The sequence below is a fragment of the Nostoc sp. PCC 7524 genome (assembly GCF_000316645.1).
Taxonomy (GTDB): domain Bacteria; phylum Cyanobacteriota; class Cyanobacteriia; order Cyanobacteriales; family Nostocaceae; genus Trichormus.
On the sequence record NC_019684.1, the window covers coordinates 3,269,799 to 3,292,385 of the forward strand.

Annotated in this window: 20 protein-coding genes; 13 read left to right on the forward strand and 7 right to left on the reverse strand. The window is 42.9% G+C overall.

Features of this window, described 5'->3' with window-relative positions:
* Positions 1 to 38 precede the first annotated feature (38 nt).
* Positions 39 to 314 carry a hypothetical protein gene (locus NOS7524_RS13080; protein ID WP_015138955.1) on the forward strand — a complete coding sequence of 92 codons (276 nt, stop codon included), beginning with the start codon at positions 39 to 41 and terminating at the stop codon, positions 312 to 314.
* Here NOS7524_RS13080 and NOS7524_RS13085 read toward each other — a convergent pair.
* Positions 311 to 1,294 (reverse strand): 1-aminocyclopropane-1-carboxylate deaminase/D-cysteine desulfhydrase, encoded by a 984-nt coding sequence (locus NOS7524_RS13085; protein WP_015138956.1) that lies wholly within the window; start codon positions 1,292 to 1,294, stop codon positions 311 to 313. The genes NOS7524_RS13080 and NOS7524_RS13085 overlap by 4 nt on opposite strands.
* Positions 1,295 to 1,573: 279 nt before the next feature.
* Between NOS7524_RS13085 and NOS7524_RS13090 the strand changes: the two genes are divergently transcribed.
* The 3 genes from NOS7524_RS13090 to NOS7524_RS13100 all read left to right on the forward strand — a co-directional run bounded on the left by NOS7524_RS13090 (position 1,574) and on the right by NOS7524_RS13100 (position 5,790).
* Positions 1,574 to 3,304, forward strand: a complete 1,731-nt coding sequence (locus tag NOS7524_RS13090) for a diflavin flavoprotein (RefSeq protein ID WP_015138957.1) — start codon at positions 1,574 to 1,576, stop codon at positions 3,302 to 3,304.
* Positions 3,305 to 3,499: 195 nt separating this feature from the next.
* Entirely contained in the window at positions 3,500 to 3,991 is a 492-nt protein-coding gene (locus NOS7524_RS13095; RefSeq protein ID WP_015138958.1) for a phosphate-starvation-inducible PsiE family protein, read from the forward strand.
* 68 nt (positions 3,992 to 4,059) lie between these two features.
* Positions 4,060 to 5,790 (forward strand): diflavin flavoprotein, encoded by a 1,731-nt coding sequence (locus tag NOS7524_RS13100; protein WP_015138959.1) that lies wholly within the window; start codon positions 4,060 to 4,062, stop codon positions 5,788 to 5,790.
* Here NOS7524_RS13100 and pdxR read toward each other — a convergent pair.
* Positions 5,787 to 7,265, reverse strand: a complete 1,479-nt coding sequence (pdxR, locus tag NOS7524_RS13105; protein ID WP_015138960.1) for a MocR-like pyridoxine biosynthesis transcription factor PdxR — start codon at positions 7,263 to 7,265, stop codon at positions 5,787 to 5,789. The genes NOS7524_RS13100 and pdxR overlap by 4 nt on opposite strands.
* 125 nt (positions 7,266 to 7,390) lie before the next feature.
* Between pdxR and NOS7524_RS13110 the strand changes: the two genes are divergently transcribed.
* The 3 genes from NOS7524_RS13110 to NOS7524_RS30720 all read left to right on the forward strand — a co-directional run bounded on the left by NOS7524_RS13110 (position 7,391) and on the right by NOS7524_RS30720 (position 8,952).
* Positions 7,391 to 8,044 (forward strand): pyridoxamine 5'-phosphate oxidase family protein, encoded by a 654-nt coding sequence (locus NOS7524_RS13110; RefSeq protein ID WP_015138961.1) that lies wholly within the window; start codon positions 7,391 to 7,393, stop codon positions 8,042 to 8,044.
* A 100-nt stretch (positions 8,045 to 8,144) separates the two neighbouring features.
* On the forward strand, positions 8,145 to 8,699 hold the full coding sequence (locus tag NOS7524_RS13115; RefSeq protein WP_015138962.1) for a pyridoxamine 5'-phosphate oxidase family protein: 555 nt from the start codon (positions 8,145 to 8,147) through the stop codon (positions 8,697 to 8,699).
* A 16-nt stretch (positions 8,700 to 8,715) separates the two neighbouring features.
* Complete coding sequence (locus NOS7524_RS30720) at positions 8,716 to 8,952, forward strand: hypothetical protein (protein ID WP_015138963.1); 237 nt, start codon at positions 8,716 to 8,718, stop codon at positions 8,950 to 8,952.
* On the opposite strand, the gene tnpA is transcribed toward NOS7524_RS30720, so the two are convergent.
* The 3 genes from tnpA to NOS7524_RS27825 are packed head-to-tail and all read right to left on the reverse strand — an operon-like array spanning position 8,929 to position 10,293.
* Entirely contained in the window at positions 8,929 to 9,450 is a 522-nt protein-coding gene (tnpA, locus tag NOS7524_RS13125; RefSeq protein ID WP_015138964.1) for an IS200/IS605 family transposase, read from the reverse strand. The two genes, NOS7524_RS30720 and tnpA, sit on opposite strands and share 24 nt — an antisense overlap.
* Before the next feature lie 43 nt (positions 9,451 to 9,493).
* On the reverse strand, positions 9,494 to 9,865 hold the full coding sequence (locus NOS7524_RS13130; protein WP_015138965.1) for a hypothetical protein: 372 nt from the start codon (positions 9,863 to 9,865) through the stop codon (positions 9,494 to 9,496).
* A gap of 2 nt (positions 9,866 to 9,867) precedes the next feature.
* Positions 9,868 to 10,293 (reverse strand): hypothetical protein, encoded by a 426-nt coding sequence (locus NOS7524_RS27825; protein ID WP_015138966.1) that lies wholly within the window; start codon positions 10,291 to 10,293, stop codon positions 9,868 to 9,870.
* A gap of 157 nt (positions 10,294 to 10,450) precedes the next feature.
* Between NOS7524_RS27825 and NOS7524_RS13140 the strand changes: the two genes are divergently transcribed.
* The 4 genes from NOS7524_RS13140 (at position 10,451) to NOS7524_RS13155 (ending at position 14,466) form a co-directional block, all read left to right on the forward strand.
* Positions 10,451 to 10,648: a helix-turn-helix transcriptional regulator gene (locus tag NOS7524_RS13140; RefSeq protein ID WP_235622432.1), complete on the forward strand. Its 198-nt coding sequence runs from the start codon at positions 10,451 to 10,453 to the stop codon at positions 10,646 to 10,648.
* A 6-nt stretch (positions 10,649 to 10,654) separates the two neighbouring features.
* Positions 10,655 to 11,914, forward strand: a complete 1,260-nt coding sequence (locus tag NOS7524_RS13145; RefSeq protein WP_015138968.1) for an RNA-guided endonuclease InsQ/TnpB family protein — start codon at positions 10,655 to 10,657, stop codon at positions 11,912 to 11,914.
* A gap of 55 nt (positions 11,915 to 11,969) precedes the next feature.
* Entirely contained in the window at positions 11,970 to 12,350 is a 381-nt protein-coding gene (locus tag NOS7524_RS28030) for a GNAT family N-acetyltransferase (RefSeq protein ID WP_235622433.1), read from the forward strand.
* A gap of 451 nt (positions 12,351 to 12,801) precedes the next feature.
* Positions 12,802 to 14,466, forward strand: a complete 1,665-nt coding sequence (locus NOS7524_RS13155) for a fasciclin domain-containing protein (RefSeq protein ID WP_015138970.1) — start codon at positions 12,802 to 12,804, stop codon at positions 14,464 to 14,466.
* A gap of 67 nt (positions 14,467 to 14,533) precedes the next feature.
* On the opposite strand, the gene NOS7524_RS13160 is transcribed toward NOS7524_RS13155, so the two are convergent.
* A complete protein-coding gene (locus NOS7524_RS13160) occupies positions 14,534 to 15,286 on the reverse strand; it encodes a PAP/fibrillin family protein (RefSeq protein ID WP_015138971.1) in 753 nt (250 codons plus the stop codon).
* A gap of 131 nt (positions 15,287 to 15,417) precedes the next feature.
* Here NOS7524_RS13160 and NOS7524_RS13165 point away from each other — a divergent pair, with 131 nt between their 5' ends.
* Positions 15,418 to 16,827 carry an aromatic ring-hydroxylating dioxygenase subunit alpha gene (locus NOS7524_RS13165; protein WP_015138972.1) on the forward strand — a complete coding sequence of 470 codons (1,410 nt, stop codon included), beginning with the start codon at positions 15,418 to 15,420 and terminating at the stop codon, positions 16,825 to 16,827.
* Between the two features lie 260 nt (positions 16,828 to 17,087).
* The gene (locus NOS7524_RS13170; protein WP_015138973.1) at positions 17,088 to 19,301 is read left to right on the forward strand and encodes a family 10 glycosylhydrolase; all 2,214 of its coding nucleotides are present in this window, start codon (positions 17,088 to 17,090) and stop codon (positions 19,299 to 19,301) included.
* Between the two features lie 137 nt (positions 19,302 to 19,438).
* Here the strand turns inward: NOS7524_RS13170 and NOS7524_RS13175 are convergent, their stop codons facing one another.
* A complete protein-coding gene (locus NOS7524_RS13175) occupies positions 19,439 to 22,108 on the reverse strand; it encodes a zinc-dependent metalloprotease (RefSeq protein WP_015138974.1) in 2,670 nt (889 codons plus the stop codon).
* Between the last annotated feature and the right edge of the window lie 479 nt (positions 22,109 to 22,587).

Sequence of the window (22,587 nt, forward strand, 5' to 3'; positions counted from 1 at the left end):
GAATGTTTCAATCTATTAAGTAGTTACAATTCAAGATGATGGAAAATACATTAGTTGATAAAACCTTCCGTGACAGCAATGGCAATGTTGTCATAGCTCAAATGCCAAATTTACCGCTTATTGTTTGGATAGTAGCTAGTTTGCTATCTCTCATTTTCACCAATGGCAAAATCAATACAGTGTTAGATTTAGTGGCGTATGGTGCCTTATTTACTTGGGCGTGGATGGAATTATTTCAAGGTGTTAATTATTTTCGTAGAACCCTAGGTTTTGCTGTATTGATTGGTTTGATCGCTTCAAAAGTTATTTACTAATTTGAAATGCTCCCGGTTAACGACATTTCGCTAGCCTCATTTCTAAACAAAACCGGGAGATTCTTCAACCTTTCTCTCATTCCTAGATTCCCTTGTAAGCCGCCTGTGTGGATTAACAATAAGCGATCGCCTCTAGCAAAAAATCCTTGTTGTATTAAATCTATCACGCCATAAAACATTTTGGCGGTATATACATAATCAAGGGGGATACCGTAAGTTTGGGTAAACTCTTGGCTAAATGCTAAAAGATGATCATTTACCTTGGCATAACCTCCAAAATGGTAGTTGCAGATTAATTCCCAAGGTGTGGGAGTCAGAGATGGCGCAGGTAAGCCAGAAGCGAGGTACTGCGTTAATAGGTTGTTGATGTCTTGTTTGAGAAATTCCCCATTTTTCAACACAGGGAAACCAAGTATTTTCTTTGCCGATGGTGATGCCAGAGTCAAACCAATCAAAGTAGTGGCTGTACCACAAGCCATACATACAGTATTAAATATTGCTGTAACTTCAGCCAGTATCTCTGTACAACCGCGTACACCATTGAGATTACAACCACCTTCAGGAATCATAAACACCTCACCAAAACGCTGGCGTAATTGTGCGTGTAGTTCTGGGGTGTGACGTTGGCGGTAGGTTTCGCGATCAACATACATCAGTTGCATCCCTTGTTGCACAGCAAAACTGAGAGTGGGGTTTAGGGGTAGCCTTTCCTCACCGCGAATCACGCCGATAGTGCGAAATCCGAAAAGATTTCCAGCCGCCGCCGTTGCATAGATGTGATTAGAATAAGCACCGCCAAAGGTGAGTAATGTCGTGAAATTTTCCTCTTTAGCAGCCAACAGATTGTATTTCAGTTTGAACCACTTATTACCGTTTACCCACGGGTGCATCAAGTCAAGGCGCAGTACATACATTTCCACGCCTGCACAGTTGGCGATTTCGCTGTTGATTTGTTGTGTGGGGATTGGGGAATGAAGCATTGGATTCTCCCCTTTTGAAGGGGGGTTAGGGGGGATCTGAATGTACTTAAAGTCACAGCCTAACACTTTTCAAACACCCTCTTACCAATAAAACCAATGATTAGCATTGATTAATTTCAATGTTAATCAATACTAATCAGAACTGATTGTTGAAGTCTTACTTAATAAATATTTCTAATCAATCTCTTTAAATATTGGCATTTTACCAATTAGGAATCTCAAGTAAATATAGGAATAAGAATACTTAAATTACAGATAATATTTCTTTGGATAATCCCAATGGTCACACTCACAGAAAATACTCAAATTATTCCTAATCCTGGTCTTTTGACGGTTCAGACTGTAGAAATAGCTAGCGAAACAACAGCTATTCGTTGTTTAGATTGGGATCGTGAGCGTTTTGATATCGAGTTTGGATTACGCAATGGCACAACCTATAATTCTTTCTTGATTAAAGGAGAAAAGATTGCTTTAGTTGATACTTCTCATAAAAAGTTTGAGCAGTTATATCTAGAGTTAATCACAGGATTAATTGATCCAAATGAAATAGATTACCTGATTATTAGCCACACAGAACCAGACCATAGTGGTTTAGTCAAAGATATTTTGCAATTAGCTCCGGCTATCACTATTGTTGGTGCAAAGGTAGCTATCCAATTTTTAGAAAATATGGTTCACCAGCCATTTAAATCCATGCTGGTAAAAAGTGGCGATCGCTTAGATTTAGGCAACGGTCATGAGTTAGAATTTGTCTCTGCCCCTAACTTACATTGGCCTGACACAATTTTCACCTACGACTATAAAACAGGTATTCTCTACACCTGTGATGTATTTGGAATGCACTATTGCGATGATCAGACCTATGATGAAAACTTCTATTCCATAGAAGCAGATTTTAAGTATTACTATGATTGTCTGATGGGGCCAAATGCCCGGTCAGTATTGGCAGCTTTAAAACGCATCGAAAAATTAGACATTAAAACCGTCGCCACAGGACACGGGCCTTTATTACAACATCACATCTGTGAATGGATAGAAAAATATCAAACTTGGAGTTTAGAACAAGCGAAAACAGAGACATTAGTGGCTGCATTCTATGCCGAAGATTATGGTTATAGTGAGCATTTAGTTCGCAATATAGCTCATGGATGTACAAAGGCGGGTGTAGCGATAGAATTAATCGACTTAAATAGTGCTGAACCCCAAGAAGTCACAGAATTAGTAGCACAAGCGGCCGGTTTAATTATTGCCATGCCACCCCAATCATCAGCCACAGCCCAAGCGGCTTTAAGTACAATTTTGGCAGCAGTACATCATAAACAAGCCATCGGTTTATTAGAGTCTGGTGGGGGAGAAGATGAACCTGTATATCCCTTACGCAATAAGTTGCAAGAGTTGGGTTTAACAGAAGCATTTCCACCAGTTTTAGTCAAAGAACCACCCAGCCAAACCATAGAAAAACTCTGTGATGAAGCGGGGACAGATCTGGGGCAATGGTTAACCCGCGATCGCACCATTAAACAAATCAAATCAATTAACAGTGAACTAGAAAAAGCCCTCGGACGCATTAGTGGGGGACTATATATTATCACCACCAAAAAAGGCGAAATTCAAAGTGCCATGTTTGCCTCCTGGGTGACACAAGCCAGCCTCAACCCATTAGGAGTAGCAATTGCAGTAGGGAAAGAACGAGCGATTGAATCCTTAATGCAATTAGGCGATCGCTTTGTGTTAAACGTCCTAGCAGAAGGCAACTATCAAGGCTTAATGAGACATTTCCTCAAACGTTTCCCCCCTGGTGCAGACCGATTTGCTGATGTGAAGACATACCCGGCTGGCAATGGTGCGCCCATACTTGCAGACGCTTTAGCCTACATAGAATGTGAAATCACCAGTCGCATAGACTGCGGCGATCATTGGATTATCTACAGCACAGTGCAAAGCGGCAGAGTCGCCGATATCAACGCACTCACCGCAGTTCATCACCGCAAAGTTGGAAATCATTATTAGGTGACAGGTGACAGGGGACAGGTTACAGGTTACAGGTGACAGAAAGTAGGCGAAGTAAATTCTACATTGTCCCCCTTGTCTTCCTTCCCTCATCCCCCTCATCTCCCACCCTACGGGTAGGCTTACGCCATCGTAAGAGAAGCAAGCTACATCCCCCTCATCCCCCAATCTCCAACCACCAATCACTCAACAGTCATGTATAAACCCATAGAAGATAACGCCCTGTCTGCCTATGAAATCAATCGCAGCCGCATTGTTCGCAGTTTGGAACTTATCCAAGATGTGATTGTGATTTCCTTGTGTATCGGGTTATTTAGTTTCATGGCAATTCAGGTGAGAGATATGTTTCTCTCCCTGCTTCCGCCCCTAGACTTTCATGTTGTGACAGCCGATATTTTATTTCTGCTCATCTTGGTAGAGTTATTTCGCCTACTGATTATTTATCTCCAAGAACAACGCATTTCTATCGGCGTAGCTGTTGAAGTCTCCATTGTTTCCGTTTTACGAGAAATCATTGTCAAAGGTGTACTAGAAATCTCTTGGAGTCAAGTTCTAGCCACTTGTGCCTTCCTCTTAGTTCTCAGCGTACTTTTAGTTGTACGAGTTTGGCTACCCCCGACCTTTGAAGGTATTGACCCAGAACAAAACATATCCCAACGTTATAAAAACCGCATTGTAAGGGACTAGGAAGAAGCCGCAGGGTTAGGTTTTATCCCCCATACCCAGTCCCCAATCCCCAATCCCCATATTAAATTATGACTATCTCCACTCCTATTCGCCCCAGAGATGTACAGGTTGCAGAAATTGGTCAGAATACACTCGTATTGCGATCGCGTACTTGGGAAAGATTAAAATTTGAGGTTGAGTATTCCCGTCAACGGGGAACTACAGCCAATTCTTATCTCATCCAAGCTGACAAAATCGCTTTAATTGATCCTCCCGGTGAATCTTTTACGACGATTTACCTAGACCAATTAGCCCAAAATCTCGATTTGACGCGTCTTGATTATATTATTCTCGGTCACGTCAACCCTAACCGTAGTGCAACATTAAAGGAATTGCTGGCACAAGCACCCCAAGTTACCTTGATTTGTTCTCGTCCGGCGGCTAATGTTCTCAAAGCTACTTTTCCGGAATGGGAATCCCGCATTCAAGCTGTGCGCTGGGAAGACAGTCTAGATTTAGGACAGGGACATCGGCTGAATTTTATCACTGTCCCGACTCCCCGATGGCCGGATGGACTTTGTACTTACGATACTGCTACCAAAATCCTCTACACAGATAAGTTTTTTGGCGCACATATCTGCGAAGATACCCTATTTGATGAAGACTGGAAACAGTTAGACGGGGAACGTCGTTATTACTTTGACTGTCTCCATGCACCCCAAGCCAAACAGGTAGAAGTTGCCTTAGATAAATTAGCAGGGTTGGGAGCGAGATTTTATGCACCAGCTCATGGCCCCGTAATTCGCTATAGCCTCAGTCGTTTTACTCACGACTACCGCCAATGGTGTCAAGCACAGAAATCTCAGGATTTAAGTGTGGCGTTGTTGTATGCTTCCGCCTATGGAAATACAGCAACTGTAGCGAATGCGATCGCTCAAGGTTTAATTGAAAATGGCATCAATGTTGAGTCTATCAACTGCGAACTAGCCGACCCTACAGAAATTACCCGCATCATCGAAGCTAGCGATGGTTTTATTATCGGTTCTCCCACCCTCGGCGGTCATGCCCCAACCCAAATTCAAACCGCTTTGGGTATAGTCCTCTCCACAGCTGCGAAAACTAAATTAGCTGGAGTATTTGGTTCCTATGGTTGGAGTGGTGAAGCCATTGATTTAATCGAAAGTAAACTCAAAGATGCCAATTATCGTTTAGGGTTTGAAACCATTCGGGTACGCTTTAGCCCCACACCAGAGACACTACAAGAGTGTCAGACAGCTGGAGCGAACTTTGCTCAAACCTTGAAAAAGACCAAAAAACTCCGCAATACCCGCCAAGCCGTCACAGAATCCCAAATCGACCGGACTGAACAAGCCGTAGGACGAATTATTGGGTCTTTGTGCGTCGTCACCACACGCGACCAAGACACCCACAAAGGCATTTTAACTTCTTGGATCTCACAAGCCACCTTTAACCCACCAGGAATTATGCTGGCTGTAGCTCAAGAACAGAATGCAGATTTAATGCGTCATCCTGGGGATAGATTTGTGTTGAATATCCTGAAAGAAGGTAGAAATGTCAGGCGTTATTTTTCCCGTCAAAGTACATTAGGGGATAATCCCTTTGCTAACCTGGGGACTAAAACTGCTGAAAACGGTTGTTTGATTCTGACAGAGGCATTAGCCTATTTGGAATGTACAGTAAAAAATCAACTTCAATGTGGCGATCGCTGGTTAATTTATGCTGTAGTTGATCAAGGCGAAGTGTTAGAAAATGAGGGCGTTACTGCTATAGAACATCGCAAATCAGGCAGCTATTTTTAATTATCATCTGATTTACCAATGATCACTTGAGCTAGTCGGCTCACTCCTTCCGTAATTTGAGACTCATTTAGTTCGGCATATCCCAAAATAAATTCACTTCCAGGACTATGTTTTAAATAGTTGGGATATGCCGCAACAATACCTACTCCGGCCTGGGCTGCACGCTGGATGATTTCTTCATCACAAAGATGGGTGTGTATTTTGATCATGAGGTGCATTCCGGCATTTTCTCCCACAATCGTGACTAAATCGCCACAATAAAACAACAAAGACTGTACCAAAGTTTGCCGTCGTTGGTCGTATAGCGATCGCATCCTTCTGATATGGCGTTCTAGATGTCCTTCTGTAATAAAATCAGTCAGGGCATACTGTGCTAATAAACTACATTGCCTGTCTGCTAGCCATTTGGCACGGGCAAAGATAGGTACTAAATTGTGTGGCACAACTAAATAACCCAAACGCAAAGCCGGAAATAGTACCTTGGAAAATGTACCCAGATAAATCACTGAGTTACCTTGGTCTAATCCTTGCAACGCTGGGATGGGACGCTCACCATAACGATATTCGCTATCATAGTCATCTTCAATAATCATCACTCCTGATTTCTGCGCCCAAGTTAATAACTCCAGCCTGCGGGGAAGTGATAACACTGCTCCTGTCGGAAATTGGTGAGACGGAGTAACATAAACAAGTTTAAGGTTGGGAATTATACTTGTTTTTAGACTGTTAACGATTAAGCCAGATTGATCTACAGGTATAGGAAATAAACTAGCTCCTTGCGCTAAAAAAGCCCTTCTTGCCCCTAAATGACCCGGTTCTTCTAGTGCAATCCCATCACCCCTGTCAATGAAAAGCCGTGTAATTAAGTCAAGTCCTTGCTGAGAACCACCCACAATCATGATTTGCTCTGCACTACACTGAACAGCCCTAGAACGAGCCAGATAAGAAGCGATCGCCTGCCTTAATGGTTGATAACCCATTGAGTAAACAGTATAATCAAGCACACTGGGATTTGAGCGACAATGACGAGCTAATAACTTGCGCCACAGGTCTATAGGAAACCTGTCAAATGCTGGTCTTCCATAGCTAAAGTTAATTTCCAATTCTGGTTCTGGCAAGCGAAAAAATCCTTTGTCACTCAGATTTTGACCATAAGTTGATAAAGATACTGATGAAGCGGTTGGTTGTGATGGTGACTGAACAGGTGCAGTATTGAGTAAATCATCAGGAAGTTGCCGACAAACAAAAGTTCCTGAACCCAAAATTGTTTCTAGATAACCCTCACTAAGTAATTGTTCATAGCTTTGAGTAACAGTAGCGCGGGAAATACTGAGAAATTGAGAGAGTGTTCTGGTGGAAGGTAGTTTTTGACCTGGTGCTAATCTACCTGAGAGAATCGCCTGGCGCAATTCCTCGTACACTTGGCGATGCAGAGGTAAAGATGCGTGTGGGTCAATAGTAATGGCAAAATCCATAATCAGAAATCGTCGGTAATTACGAATTAGATTTGCAAGTGGACTGGTAGCTTAGTTAAAAAGTGGCACTTGTATCATGCCACTTATCTAAATACTCTAGTGATGTAGAGTAAAAGTTTCTAGTCATGTCTCAACAAAAAGCTCCCAGTCAAAGAACAACTGTTAAGCGTGTACCCCAAAGAGGAAACTATGAACGTGAAACGATTTATCAAGTCTTGGATGAAGGATTAGTCTGTCATGTAGGTTTTGTCGCTGAAGGACAACCTTTTGTCATTCCCACAGCTTACGGAAGAGTAAATGACACCTTGTATATTCATGGCTCACCTGCTAGTCGGATGCTCAGAACCCTACAACAAGGTATCGATGTCTGCGTTACTGTAACTTTGTTGGATGGGTTAGTATTGGCACGTTCGGCGTTTCACCACTCCATGAATTATCGTTCAGTTGTAGTGTTTGGTACAGCCACTATAGTAGAAGATACTGAACAAAAATTAGCTGCCCTCAAAGCATTTACAGAACACGTCATTAATGGCAGATGGGAAGAAGTGCGATCGCCTAATCGTCACGAATTAGCCGGAACTCTTGTATTATCTCTACCTCTAGCAGAAGCATCTGCAAAACTTCGTACTGGTGGACCTCTTGATGATGAAGCTGATTATCAACTATCTGTATGGGCTGGGGTAATTCCCTTAAAATTAACTGCCACTACACCCATCCCTGATTCTCGGTTGCATCCAAGTATCAAAATACCTACATATATCAGTAACTACACCAGATAAAAATCAACTCAATGCTGAAGAAAATCCAGATATCATCACACAATCACTACCAACAATGGTAAGGTCATTTACTATTCTCGACTCTCCGTCTTTATAGTCTATGGCTAAAGTTTTTGACTGTATTACAGAACAACTGCAAAACTTTATAGCAGCCCAGCATCTGTTTTTTGTTGGTTCAGCGCCCCTGAGTCCTGATGGTCATGTTAACCTCTCCCCTAAAGGATTGGATTGTTTGCGGCTGCTTTCTCCCCATCAAGTAGCCTACTTAGATTTAACAGGTAGTGGCAACGAAACTTCAGCCCATCTAGAAGAAAACGGGCGGATTACTTTAATGTTTTGCGCTTTTGAAGAACCGCCATGTATTTTACGTCTCTACGGACAAGGAAAAACAATTTTACCAACTTCCCCAGATTGGTATGACTTGTATTCCTTGTTTCCCCAAATACCAGGAACTCGTCAAATTATCCTTGTTGACGTGGAACGTGTGCAGACATCCTGTGGTTTTGGTGTCCCACTTTATGAATATAAAGGTCAACGACAGACTCTAGTTAATTGGGCTGATAAAAAAGGAGAACAGGGAATTAAAGACTATCAGCAGCAAAAAAATGTTGTGAGTATTGATGGTTTACCAACTTCACTCAGTAAAATGCCCTAAAAGTTCACTTTTGGATATGAATTACATAATTCGTCCACTGACACAACAAGATGAGCCTTTTCTGTGGCAAATGCTGTATGAAGCCGCACACATGGCAGCAGAAGGTGATTTAACAGTGCAAGATGCCATGAATCATCCTGAGCTATTTCCGACAGCAGCCCCACGCCGTCCCGAAGGGCGGCGATGGGAAGAATGTCGGGGCGGTGACGAACACACCCCCGAACCGATGTCAACCGCTAGGTTGACGGGGTGAGTGGGGTGGGTGAGGAATCGCCAATTGGTCTTGGGCGCAAGTCGAGGAGTCTTGATTCTGCACGTATTGTTTTAGAACCTCGACAGTCACCCCACCGCACGAGGCAATGAAGTAAGCACTATTCCAAAACACGGGTTTACCCCAATAAACGCGCCTAATCTCCATCAAAAACTCTTTACGAATTTGTTGACTTGTGTAAGATTTTAAGGCGTTGACAAACTTCGATAGTTGCATTTGGGGATAGTAGCGGAATAACAGGTGAACATGGTGAGCAGCGCGTTGGACGGGTTTCCCGGCTTGAAGCGACTGCGAACCCGAAGGGTCACTTTCGCCATTAAATTCAACGACTTCACAACCCCATTTCTGGGATATGTGATTAACCGATTCACCCAATCGAATTAGCATTGCAGGTGTGATTACTTTCTTGCGGTACTTGGTGGTCAAAACCAGATGTGCTTTTAGGTCAGAGATAGACCTAGCGGTTGATTTATAAGCCATAAAAAAGCCTGCAAAATGCAGGCACAATAATTATTAAAAAAGTTTAGTTACGTGTGACAAGTTCTTTTGTTACACTTTTCCCCATGCAATCTTGAACGACCTGAGTATAGTTAACAGGTTCATAATACAGAATAATAAATTTCTGATAAACCTGATGGTCAAAAACCTCATATCCCGCAAGATGCCATTCATGATTGGAATTGTCATAGTGTCCAAATGTTTGAACACTCCACAAATTACCTTTCTTTTTATCAAGATTAGATTCTATTTCTTGGATAAAAATAGCGGCATCATAACAACCACTTCCACCGCCATCAAGCATGACTGATGGACTATTAGGTAACGGGAGATTAATGTAGAAAAAACTTGGTGGATCATTTTCCCAAATCTCTAAAAGTCTTGATTGTATGTTCATGCTTATACTCCTTTATCCGTACAATACCAAACACCTTTTTTCAGGAAAACTCTAAACTTTTTAGAGTATCCCATTAAGTAAGCGCATTCTCTTTGTGCTGCTTGCCAAGACTTAGCGTTTAACGGATATACCGAGCCTTGATCTTCTTGTTCTGGATCTTCTAGGTAATCATCAGACCGGAATACATTACCTACTGCGTCAGCTACAACTCTTTTTCCTCCGCTATATTCCCAAACGTAGTAAGTTGCTCCAGCGATAGCAACAGCACCAATCAAAATACACCCTACTCCAGCAGTCCCTGCACAAAAAGCAGCAGGTGCAAGTATCGCTGGATTTGCATTAACTGGGCGTGAAAAACTTGAACAAGACAGCGCGAATGATATTGCAACAGCAATACCCGGTTGTATCCCGACCTTAATTTTTGACATAATACTATTACCAAGTTTTGGATAGAGAAGCGGTTAGTTTTCGAGGCAAGCCGCTTTCTCTATTACTATTAAATCAAGTTAGCTTGTAGTTGTCAAGTTGACTTGTATTAACAACTTGTAGTAGTATTTTATATAGATGACTTCAGGTGAAAGCTTTATGACGCTAAGAGAGTCTCTAGGACTCACTCAAAGACAAATAGCAGAGGCAGTAGGCGTTACTGATCAAACTGTTTCCAACTGGGAACGCGGAGTTCATACTCCGCGACTTACGCTAAGGCAAACCATCAAACTTTGCAAAATCACAAGATCCACAGTTGAAAATTTGGCCGATTTATTTGAACCAGAGAAAGATTAGATAAGAATGCGAATAGCCTACCAGTACCGTCTACGTCCAACCAAGCAACAGATAGCCACGTTTGAACAATGGCTAGAATTGTGCCGTCGTCAATATAATTATCGACTTGGTGAACGGTTCAACTGGTGGGAGCAAAATCGATGTGACATTGATCGTTGTTCATTGGAAGTTTGTCATCTGCCACGGTTAAAAGATAAGCCCAGTTACTACAGCCAAAAGCGCGAATTAACAAACACCAAAACTCTGTTTTCTGACTATAAAGAACTTCCCTCACATACGCTACAGGACGTAATCGCACGGGTTGAAAAGACATTTGACCGTTGGCTTAAGGGCGATAGTAATGGTGAGCAGCGCGGTCTTGGGGTCTCCCCAAGTAGAGCGACTGCGAACCCGAAGGGTAAAAAATCAGGTCGTCCACGGTTTAAAGGCAAAGGGCGTTACCGTTCATTAGCGTTTCCCGACCCCATCAAACCAGAACACATACAGGGTAAATTCATTCAGTTACCCAAAATCGGCAAGATAAAGATGATTTTGCACCGTCCTATTCCTGACGGCTTCAAAATCAAAACCGCCACGATTACCTGTAAAGCTGACGGCTGGTATATCAGTCTTAGTTTGGAAGATGTGACAGTGCCTAGCACTAAAACTTATGTCATCCCCGCGCTGGATAACACTGTGGGTATTGACATGGGGCTGAAATCATTCTTGGTGACGAGTGACAACCAGGAAGTAGAAATCCCCCAACATTACCGCAAATCCGAGAAGAGATTGAAGCGGTTACAGCGTCAATTATCACGCAAAAACAAAAGGTCAAATCGTCGTAAAAAAGCGATTAAACGTGTTGCCAAAGTTCATTTAAAAGTCGCTAATCAGCGTAAAGATTTTCATTATAAAACTGCAATATGGTTATTAACTAAATCTCAAGTCATCGCACATGAAAACCTAAACATCAAAGGACTAGCAAAGTCCATGCTTGCTAAGTCCGTGAATGATGCTGGATGGGGTCAATTTCTACAAATTCTCAACACCAAGGCTGCAAGTGCTGGGTGTTTGGTAGTAGCGGTAAACCCTAACGGCACAAGTCAAGAGTGTTCTGACTGCGGGGCGACAGTTCCCAAGGTGCTTGCTGACCGATGGCACAGTTGCCAGTGTGGTGCTAGTTACGACCGTGACCACAACGCGGCGCGAAATATAAAACACAGAGCGGCGGGGCATCCCGTTCTTCAAAGCTCAGGAAATGTCCGACGGGTTGCCGGGAGTCACTGAGAAGCCCCCGCCGTCCCGGAGGGCGGCGCGGGGAGTATGTCACTTAGCAAAGTATGTGAAAGACTGGGGATTACAAGATGACATGGGCGTTGCTGCTACCTTAGTCAGTAGCAATCAGTCTGTCGGTGCTGCATGGTTACGTTTACTGACTAGGGAAAATCCAGGGTATGGTTATGTTCACAATCGCACCCCTGAACTAGCGATCGCACTTCTCCCAGAATACCGCAGTCAAGGCATAGGAAACCAATTACTCACTCATTTAATAGCAGCCGCCAAAGTTGTTTATCCTGCTATATCACTCAGCATCAGAAAATCAAATCCAGCGTTACGTTTATATCAACGACTGGGTTGGGAAATCATTCCTGGTAGTGAAACCATCAACCGAGTCGGTGGTATATCTTTAAAGATGAAACTTGACTTCTATGAACGCAAATAGTAAGACTCAACCAACTGTCACTCTAAATATTGTGTGCAGTTAAAAACTGATCATTAAGGCAGCAGAGGAGCAGAGGGGCGGAGGAGAAAACTTCTTCAATTCCCCCTTAAAAATCAGGATTTAGGGAAGATATAAAAGTATTTAATACATCACTAATAATTTTTAAAACCCACTCTTGGAACATAATAATAATCTTGAATAAAATATAACAATAATTAAATCTAATGGGTGATCAACTATCTAAAGTATGAAAAACGTTTCTACAAATTGAACCTTTAGCTAGTTGTATTTTTCAGCTAATAAATTAAGAATTATATATATCTGTGCTTTAAATTTTCAATCATATATAAAGCTAAGGTGCATAATTTCGCCTAGCTATAGTCAACAAGATATTTGCCAAATTCTCATACATTGATTGAGCAGAAAAATTAACTTTTTGGAGGATAATTTCGTGCCTAATTTCTTTCACTGGTCATCAACAGGTGGTAATTTACTGGCTTTAGGATTAGCAGCAGCTACAGTTGCTCCTTTGACAATTTCTAGCGTGGTGTTAGCTCAAAATACTGCACCTTATACAGTTGCAGCCACTAATTTTTCTGATGTGAGTGCAGATTTTTGGGCGCGTCCATTCATCGAAGCCCTGGCTGAAAGAAATGTGATTAGTGGCTTTCCCGATGGCTCATTTAAGCCTAGCCAAGCGGTAAGTCGGGCTGAATTTGCGACCATGATCCAAAAGGCATTTAACCAACAACCAGTCCGACAATTAAGCGCCAGTGGATTTACAGATGTTTCGGCTAACTTTTGGGCAGCTTCAGCAATTCAGGAAGCTTACGAAACAGGATTTTTAACAGGCTATCCTGGAAACGTGTTTTTGCCAAATCAACAAATCCCCAAAGTGCAGGCGATCGTGGCATTAACCAATGGCTTAGGCTTACAAGCTACTGACTCTGCAACAGGTGTTGTCAATACCTACTTTACAGATGCTTCAGCCATCCCCAACTATGCGGTCAATGATGTCGCGGCAGCAACACAAGCTAACGTAGTTGTTAACTATCCTAATGTTAGACAGCTTAATCCCCTAGAACCTCTGACTCGTGCTGAGGCCGCAGCAATTTTGTATCAAGCTTTAGTGAAGCAAGGACAGGCACAACCTTTGGCTAGTAACGTTACAGCTGCTGAATATATAGTAGGTAGAACCGCTAGCAATGCTCAAACTGGTAATGATATTGTTTCTGTAGCTGCCTCTAGTAATTCTTTTACTACCTTAACTTCTTTACTCAAGACAGCAGGTTTAGCAGATATCTTACAACAGCCAGGCCCTTATACAGTGTTCGCACCCACTGACCAAGCATTTGCAGCTTTACCGGCTGGTACTATACAACAATTGCAACAGCCGCAGAATAGACCATTACTAATTCAAATATTGCGCTATCATGTGGTTCCTGGACAATTAACTGCTAATCAACTCTCATCTGGAGAACTAAAAACTGTTGAGAGCGCGCCTGTAAATATTAAAGTCGACACTGCTACCAATCAAGTAGCCGTTAACGAAGCTAGAGTTGTTCAATCAGATATTCAGGCCAGCAATGGTGTCATTCATGCCATTAACGAGGTCTTAATTCCCCCCAATCTTACCAGCCAGCAACCACAAGGAGAAACTAATCAAGCACAAGCTCCTACTAATGAGATTAAACCAGGTCGAGCTACTCGTGGCGGCTCTAGCTATATAGGTGCTGCTGGCAATATCGGTTTAGGTGGTGATACAGCTTTGAGTGAAAGTAATTTTGCAGTGATCAGCAAAATTGGTTTAACACGGACTTTATCAGTACGTCCATCTGTTGTGTTTGGGAACGATACAGTATTTCTCGTACCCTTAACTTATGATTTTGCACCTCGTTCAGTAGAGCCTGGTGTTGTTCAACAGTTGTCTGTATCGCCTTACATCGGTGCTGGTGTAGCCCTCGAAGCTAGTGACGATACTGACATTGGTTTGCTACTCACTGGTGGTGTCGATGTTCCTCTGGGAAATCGTTTCACTTTGACTGGTGCTGTCAATGCAGCTTTTGTTGATCAGACTGATGTCGGCTTGTTATTAGGTGTAGGTTACAACTTCTAGATATTACTTAACTTTTGATGTTAATTCTCCTATCAATACTACTGGTAGGAGAATTTTGTTGATTGATTTAAAGTCGCTCACAGACTAAGACAGTTCCTTTTTCTCCGCGAGTAATCCGCAGTTCTTCATCAAGATAGAGAATTTCTAGACGACCTTTAGGCGATCGCTCCATTGTAAAAGCTACTTCTCCGGTTGTAGGATTTATACCTTGGGGAGGAACTAACCCAAACATCAACCGCAAGACAACAGACATCAAATTCTCTTTGATAGTTTGTTTTGTCGGTTTACTTTGCTGACCAAAAACCGCGCGCCAATCATCTATGCTGTTAGGGTCTTGCGGTGCTAAAACTCCCCCCGTGAATTTGACTTGTAGCACCCTATCACTAATAGGTTGACAAACTCCTAAGTTACGCACAATCCCAGACAGTTGGGGAAAGGACTCATCAATAGTTGTAAACTCCACCACAATATCATGGGTGCGTTGTTCACCATTGCCTACAGGAAAAACAGGTTGCAGCACTCGGTCAATTACTAATTTCAATCCGGTCGGCTGAAACATATTAAAAGCCAGACGACCAAGGCTATAAGCAAACTTACCATTAGGAAGCAATTCCCCACCGGGAAAATTCGGCGCACTAATCAACAGCCATGTACCATCTTGTAGCGTATTGTTACGGGCTGGGGCTATCTCGGAGTTCACAGCCTGGAGATTTTCAATAGCAGCAATTACTGTTTTGTCTTTAGTATTACCATTGTTAGCCGCCAGCGCCTGACGCAAAACGGTTTTAGCCTCTGTACATTTCCCTGTGTCTACTGCCATAGCATGGAAATTTTTGAGTTCAACTGATGTTAATGTAGACCATCGATTGATTTCTCAACTCTTGTCTCCCACCTTAGTTAAAAAATTGTTACATTTTTGGTGATAGTGCATCATTCTCTACATATCTCACCATGACCAACAGCCTGTTACAGTCACCATCCTTAACCAGTGCCGCCACCTTACCGGCTGGTGGGCTAGATCCAGAACGCTTTGACTGGCAAGAGGTTTGGTATCCCGTCCATTATGTCGAAGATTTAGATAAATCCCAGCCGACTCGCTTCACCTTACTAGAGCGGGATATCGTGTTGTGGTGGGACAAAAATGAACAGACTTGGCGAGCCTTTGCAGACCAATGTCCACACCGTTTAGCCCCGCTTTCCGAAGGCAGAATCAACGAGGATGGCTGGTTGGAATGTCCTTATCATGGTTGGGCATTTTCTGGAACGGGTAAGTGTGAGCGCATCCCACAACAAGCAGCAGGAGATAAAGCCGAAACCTCTCTACGTGCTTGTGTTAACTCCCTACCTACCACAGTGCGTCAAGGACTCTTGTTTGTCTATCCTGGCCGTGCCGAGAATGCTGCTCAAACCACAGTTCCTATCGTTGATGCCCTGGAAGAAGACGCGGATGGCTGGGTATGTCTCAATACCTTTCGAGACATACCCTACGATGCCCTGACATTGATGGAAAACGTCCTCGATTCCAGCCATATACCCTACACCCACCACCGCACCGTCGGCAACCGAGCTAATGTATCTCCTGTGAATTTAGAGGTGGTAGAATCTGGAAAATGGGGATTTAAAGGGATTTGGGAGGAAGGCCCCCGCAAAGGCACTCTAGGCAAACAAGATACTACCTTCATCGCGCCGGGTTTGATGTGGCATGACCTCACCTCAAAGCAGTTTGGGAGGACGTTAACGGTAGTTTACGCCACCCCCATTCGCAAGGGAGAATGTCGGCTATTTGCTCGCTTTCCCTTCAAGTTCTCCTCCAAAATACCAGGGCTATTTATCAAACTGACTCCGCGCTGGTATTCCCATATTGGTCAAAATGGTGTATTGGAAGATGACCAGATTTTCTTACATTACCAAGAAAGGTATCTCGAACAACGGGGTGGCAGTGCTAATTTGAACAAGGCGTTTTATTTACCAACTAAAGCCGATGCTTTCGTAGCTCAGTTGCACTCTTGGCGGCAGCAATATCATGCTGAACCATTTCCCGGACAGACTTTAACACCGCCATTAACTAAGGAAGCCTTACTAGATAGATATCATTCCCATACGAAACAATGCGCCAGTTGCCGTACTGCCCTCAAAAACTTCCAACGTTTGCGGGTGGGGGTAGGTATAGCAACGGTATTGGCTTGGAGTTTGTTGCCGTTACTAATATTGATGCAGGAACAACCTTCTGTAATTACTGGTATCGTCGTGACTGTGGCTGTTGTACTCGGTGCAGGGACTTGGTTCGGTTTGGGCAAGTTCGAGCAACGGTTTTACCGAGGTAGAGACATCCCACCCAGAAATTTGCCGGAGAAGAAGTAGGGGATTGGGGATTGGGGACTGGGGATTGGGGACTGGGGATTAGGGACTGGGGATTGGGTATTGAGTCAAATCCCCCATCCCCAATAACTTGGTAACGCCAAAAAATTCTTACTTAGCAGGCACTATCACTTATTAGCTGCGTCAATTATCGTGATTAAGCTAAATCTGCATTAGTTTACCTATTGCAGTCATTTGGCGTTTGCTTTGAAAGCAATGTTATAAATTAACCTGATTTATTCAGCATCAATATTCATAAAGTAATGTCAACGCAATTTCAACGCCAAAGTACACGAGTTAACCCTTGGTTTGCTCAATTATTAGCCATACCGAAGCAATTATCTTTCATTCGTCCAGGTTGGCGTTTAATTAAGCGTTTTTTTCCTGTTCTGTTTGCCATATCGCTGGCTACAGTATTGACGCTAGAAAACCTTACCCCTGTAACTGCTCAACTACCCCAGTTACCACCTTCAGAAATTCGCGGGGTGTGGCTGACTAATAATGACTTTGATATCTTAAAAAATCGCGCTAAAGTCCAGGACACACTTGCTCAATTGCGGCGATTAAACTTTAATACGGTTTATCCAGTGGTTTGGAATGATGGCTACACAAAATATCCCAGTGAAATAACGCAACGAATGGGCATCCCTTTTTTCTTTAGAGGTGCAGAGGGACAAGATATCATTGCAGACATCCTAACTCAAGCTCGGAATCAAGGATTACTGGCCATACCTTGGTTTGAGTTTGGTTTCATGGCTCCCTTAACTTCAGAGTTAGCATCGCAGCATCCCGATTGGCTGACACAAAAGCGAGATGGCACCCAAACCTCAATTAGTGCTGCGGGTGAGGTGGCTTGGCTAAATCCCTTTCATCCGGAAGTGCAGAAGTTTATTACTGACCTTGTGGTAGAAATTGTTACCAAATATAACGCGGATGGTATTCAATTTGACGACCACATGAGTTTACCTGTGGATTTTGGCTACGACAAATACACGATAAACTTATATACCCAAGAAATTGGTAGCCCTCCCCCACCCAATCCCCAAGCACAAGCATGGATGAAATGGCGAGCAGATAAAATCACAGCCTTTATGGTGGAGCTAAACAAAGCTGTGAAAGCCAGAAAGCCCAATGCTATTTTTTCTGTTTCTCCTAATTACTATGACTTTGCTTATAAGTTTCAATTACAAGATTGGCTCAACTGGGTACGTTTGGGTGTTGTAGACGAGCTGGTAGTACAGGTTTATCGCAATGATTTGCAAAGTTTTAACAGTAAACTGATTACTCCAGAAATTGTCGAGACACGGCAATTAATACCCACTGGTATAGGGATTATGACTGGGTTGAGAAATCGCCCGGTTTCCATTTCACAGATTCAGTCTCAAGTCCGGGCTGCTCAAGAACGTGGTTTAGGTGCGGTCTTTTTCTACTATGAAAGTCTTTGGGACTCTGCACCGGAACCTGTGGCACAGCGACAGGCTGGATTTCAAGCCCTTTTTCCTCAACCGCTTAGGCGTGATACCTCCCAAATTACAGCCCGAAAACCCAGTTTTAATACGGTGACTGTGCCTCTATATCCTAGAGGTGCTGTTGCTCAACGCGGTTATTTTGTTGAGGTAGCAGTAGCAGGTGGTCAGCCCAGGCGGATTTTACTGGATACAGGCTCGGCGGGGCTGAGAGTACCTAGAGAGTTTTTAGGCAATGCCCCCATCAATAGCACAGGTCAAAGCATCAGGGAAGTCTTAAGTGATGGTACTGTTCTGGAAGGAGAGTTAGTTTACACTCATGTTCGGATTGGTTTGATAGCGACAGAAGAACCTGTTCCTGTGCAAGTCGTTACCAGTCGTCAATGTATCCCCCAAAAACCCAATTGCTCTGCCAGAAGTGGTACACCATTCTCTGGTATTATCGGTGTCAACTATTCTGAGCGCACACTTCCCTATAACCCATTGAGAAAACTTCCAGGCAATCTAAGTAACGGATTTATTGTTACGGGTAACGGTGGTAGTAACAACAACGGTAGCCTGATTCTCGGCTTGACAGCCAATAATCAATCAGGTTTTAGGATGGCTGCCTTGAGTCAACAACCTGCAATTAATGGTGTACCCGGTAAGAGATGGGACTCTAGACTCAATGGTGTTTGTTTAACTATTGCTGGGAGTGCCATGAAAAATGCTTGTAACAACAGAATGGTTGTTGCTTCAGGTAATGGGATGACTGAATTTAAGTCTGCTTCCCTTATGGGTAAACTGAAACCAGGCAGGTTAAGCCCAGCAAATACTGTGAAGGTAACAATACCTAAAGTCTTTGACTATAGCCTGGTACCAGGAAACCGCGACGGGTTTAATGTCTGGAATATCAATGTTTCTCCACAAGCAGAGCAGCCTATATTGGTGAATACTGGGATGGCATTCTTCGATAGATTTAACGTCTTGTTTGATCCGGTTAATGGGCGGATGGGTTTTCGGAGAGTATAGGGATTGGGGATTGGGGATTGGGGATTGGGGATTGGGGATTGAAACTTATCTTGTCTCCCCTCACTCCCCTCACTTCCCTCACTCCCCTCACTTCCCTCACTTCCCCCACACCCCACACCCCACACCCCTCCTTCTTCCTAGCCTCTCGATAGTAATTGTGCGTTTAAGGCTTTGGTGATGCGATCGCTCGAAAATTGCAAATGAGCTAGTGTATAAATATCGAGTTGTTTACCGAATTGTTTGAGTTGATGATCAATGGCTTGTTGTAGTTGACGTAGTTCGTACCAAGCCAGTGTACAAGCATCTTCTGGTAAATCATTTTTATCTAAGATCATTTCTAGCAGAATATTGAGGTGTTCGTGTTGCAATGAACGGCGGATGCTAGAAATTGGTTTTGGGTGTGGGTTGGCTAAAATTTCTGCCCAAATACCTGTTTGTAAGGTGTCAAATAGTTCTGGGATAGATAAAGCTTGATTAGCTGGGCTTTTTAATTCTATATCACGTAACCGATGTAGGCGATCGCTATCTAAGAGCGATCGTAATATCCCACTTTGGAACTGCAAAATCCGTTCGTGAATGGGATAATCAAGGCGGTTATTGGGTACAAGGCTACCCCAGTGTTCCCAACGTGATGGTGCTAGCTGATTCAGTAATTGTGGTGAGAAGGTGAAAGCATCTTCTGCAAAAACATACTCTTGCAACTTTGCTAATGCTTGGTGTTGTTTTAGACGTGGCACTGCCACAAAAGCCCAAGAATGCTCATCATTCACATGAAAATGCTCAAACGATTGTCCACCAATATACTTAGAGAGCAAGGTAGCATTGCGAAAATAATATTGCAATATCCTGTTAAATAGAACACGCAGATGACTATAACTTTCTCCTTTTGCCAGATAATGCTCATTGAGATGCTGCCACATCACACGGGCGTTATCCATTTGCCACTGGGAATAAACTAAGGCATCACTACTCATATCCCAAACATTGGCAAGGGGATTAATATCCCAAATATCTTCATCTGTGGCATAAGATAATTCTGGTTGAGGGGATGCCAAAGCAATCTGCTCTAAAAAGTCTTTCTCTGCTTCCGGTATGCTTGGTTCTATTGCTGGGCTTGGTTTATAGCCATACTCTATCGCCCATTCATCATAGGGGCCGACAACCCAAGGAAAATAGTCACCTTGCTCTACTCCCTGCGGCGCTAGATTCACGGGGACATAATCCATCACCGAAGCGACTAAGCCTTTAGTGTGGGTAATTTCAGTGTTATTTAATTCCTGGGGCGTTAACATGGTACTGCCGTGAAAGTTGTGGCGCAAACCGAGGGTATGGCCGACTTCATGAGCAATCACAGAACGCAAATATTGATGTACATACTCCTGCATGGCTTCATGCTGCGGTTTAGTCTCTGGCAATAGTGACAACGCCAAAGCTCCCATAGCAGCTTGATTTGTGGATTCCATGCCATAGCAAAATTCCGATGACTGTTTTTGACAGGAGTTATTACCCAGTGATGCAGTTGTTTCTTTTAAGGCGCGATATTGTTGCTGAACTGAACGCACCATATTGGCATCAATGATAATATCTGCATCTAATATTTCCCCGGTGAGGGGGTTGACGCGGATTGGTCCTTTGGCAAAGCCTGCATCTAGGGAGTTGAACCAGCGAATCGTATTATAGCGGACATCGGCTGGTTGCCAATCTGCATCATCTGGCATTTGCTGTACTGCGATAGCGTTTTCAAACCCAGCTTTGACAAAAGCTTTGTTCCACATCAGCACACCTTCGCGGATTGCATCGCGGTATTCTAGGGGAACAGCATTTTCAATCCAAAATACTATCGGCTGTTGTGGTGGCGATAAGGGTGCTTGAGGATTAGATGGTTCTAGATGCCAACGATTGATGTAACGGACAAAGCTGTCTGGTGAGTTGGTGTGAGCAAAATCTTGAAAGGCTGTAATAAAATATCCTACGCGATCGTCGGCCAGTCGGGGAATATAGCCGTTATTTTCTGGCAGTTGGGAAAAACTGTAATGTACCTTCAGAGTCAACGCCCTGCTATCAGGTAAGGTAACTAAATTTGCTCCTTCTGCTGAGGAAAACCCGTAAATGACATCTATTTCTACATTCTCTGGGAAGCTCTTGACATCACCAAAATAAGACTTACTGATTTCTAAACGGTAATCGGTTTGTAAAGAGTATTTTAATAGGGGCGTTAACCCTGGAAAGTCCCGCATCAGCAGATCATCTAGGTTGATGAGAATATGATGATTGTAAGGATTAATACTATCTATTGGAAGTGCATACAAAACTGAATCACTAAAGGAACGAGCTAGCGATCGCTGTTCTGGTTCTGTGACATCAGTACGAAATTTAACATTACGCACCACAAAGTGCAAGTTATTGTTGACTTGTCGGAAATAAAATAGAAAATCATTCAGAGGTAAGCCACTATAAATCCCACTTTCCCCAATCCCCGATTCCAACGTCACTGTAGCTAGGTAATTTTTATTCAGCTGCTCAGGTTTAATTTCCCAATAAACTTGTCCTGATTCCTGACTGTAATCAAGGTTGAAAAGTCCCTCTATTTTCTCTGTTGCTTTAATTAATTCCCGAAATCGGCGAAAATCTTCTTTCCTGCTTTGCTCAAAAGTATCGGCACTGGCTAAATTTTCCACGACTGGAATTAGGTTTAATTGCTGCACATCAGGATTTGCCAGTTGGTTAGCCCCTGCGTCATCAACATTTAATAAAAAACTACACAATATTATTGTGTAAATTGCTAATTGCCTGATCCAGTGCTTCATGTTGAGTAAAAATGTGGATTAATTTGCCGAAAATCCACCTTGGGCAGATAAATATTGTGAATTGTCAGGAAAAAACCCACTAGCTTGTCAGCAGTGTGTCTTTTCATTGCTATTAGCGTTTTTTAGTAATTTTCATTTATAAAATAAAATTCGCCATATAGCAATATTTACGTCTTAAGATAGATGAATAATCATCTCATAAATTGTGTAGCAAACTACATTTAGCATTCTCAGAAGTTTTCAATGGCTGGCGTTCCGCACTATCGCGTGTTTATATCCAGTAAAAACCCGGAATTGTTTAGATACACTTCTGCCAAATATAAAACATCTACACTTATCTTTATGGTTCTGCCTCAAACCAAACCGATAAACTCATGATGTAACTCGGATTATTTTGCTATACAAGTTGATGAATAAATTCAAAATTTAAAATACTCCTTCCCTACGGTTCCCTCCGGGTACGGAGAAGCAAGCTACAA

Excerpts from the sequence above, each read along its gene's own strand:
- NOS7524_RS13080 (WP_015138955.1), top strand. The coding sequence starts at position 39 with ATGGAAAATACATTAGTTGATAAAACCTTCCGTGACAGCAATGGCAAT.
- NOS7524_RS13085 (WP_015138956.1), bottom strand. The coding sequence starts at position 1,294 with ATGCTTCATTCCCCAATCCCCACACAACAAATCAACAGCGAAATCGCC.
- NOS7524_RS13090 (WP_015138957.1), top strand. The coding sequence starts at position 1,574 with ATGGTCACACTCACAGAAAATACTCAAATTATTCCTAATCCTGGTCTT.
- NOS7524_RS13095 (WP_015138958.1), top strand. The coding sequence starts at position 3,500 with ATGTATAAACCCATAGAAGATAACGCCCTGTCTGCCTATGAAATCAAT.
- NOS7524_RS13100 (WP_015138959.1), top strand. The coding sequence starts at position 4,060 with ATGACTATCTCCACTCCTATTCGCCCCAGAGATGTACAGGTTGCAGAA.
- pdxR (WP_015138960.1), bottom strand. The coding sequence starts at position 7,265 with ATGGATTTTGCCATTACTATTGACCCACACGCATCTTTACCTCTGCAT.
- NOS7524_RS13110 (WP_015138961.1), top strand. The coding sequence starts at position 7,391 with ATGTCTCAACAAAAAGCTCCCAGTCAAAGAACAACTGTTAAGCGTGTA.
- NOS7524_RS13115 (WP_015138962.1), top strand. The coding sequence starts at position 8,145 with ATGGCTAAAGTTTTTGACTGTATTACAGAACAACTGCAAAACTTTATA.
- NOS7524_RS30720 (WP_015138963.1), top strand. The coding sequence starts at position 8,716 with ATGAATTACATAATTCGTCCACTGACACAACAAGATGAGCCTTTTCTG.
- tnpA (WP_015138964.1), bottom strand. The coding sequence starts at position 9,450 with ATGGCTTATAAATCAACCGCTAGGTCTATCTCTGACCTAAAAGCACAT.
- NOS7524_RS13130 (WP_015138965.1), bottom strand. The coding sequence starts at position 9,865 with ATGAACATACAATCAAGACTTTTAGAGATTTGGGAAAATGATCCACCA.
- NOS7524_RS27825 (WP_015138966.1), bottom strand. The coding sequence starts at position 10,293 with ATGTCAAAAATTAAGGTCGGGATACAACCGGGTATTGCTGTTGCAATA.
- NOS7524_RS13140 (WP_235622432.1), top strand. The coding sequence starts at position 10,451 with ATGACGCTAAGAGAGTCTCTAGGACTCACTCAAAGACAAATAGCAGAG.
- NOS7524_RS13145 (WP_015138968.1), top strand. The coding sequence starts at position 10,655 with ATGCGAATAGCCTACCAGTACCGTCTACGTCCAACCAAGCAACAGATA.
- NOS7524_RS13160 (WP_015138971.1), bottom strand. The coding sequence starts at position 15,286 with ATGGCAGTAGACACAGGGAAATGTACAGAGGCTAAAACCGTTTTGCGT.
- NOS7524_RS13165 (WP_015138972.1), top strand. The coding sequence starts at position 15,418 with ATGACCAACAGCCTGTTACAGTCACCATCCTTAACCAGTGCCGCCACC.
- NOS7524_RS13170 (WP_015138973.1), top strand. The coding sequence starts at position 17,088 with ATGTCAACGCAATTTCAACGCCAAAGTACACGAGTTAACCCTTGGTTT.
- NOS7524_RS13175 (WP_015138974.1), bottom strand. The coding sequence starts at position 22,108 with ATGAAGCACTGGATCAGGCAATTAGCAATTTACACAATAATATTGTGT.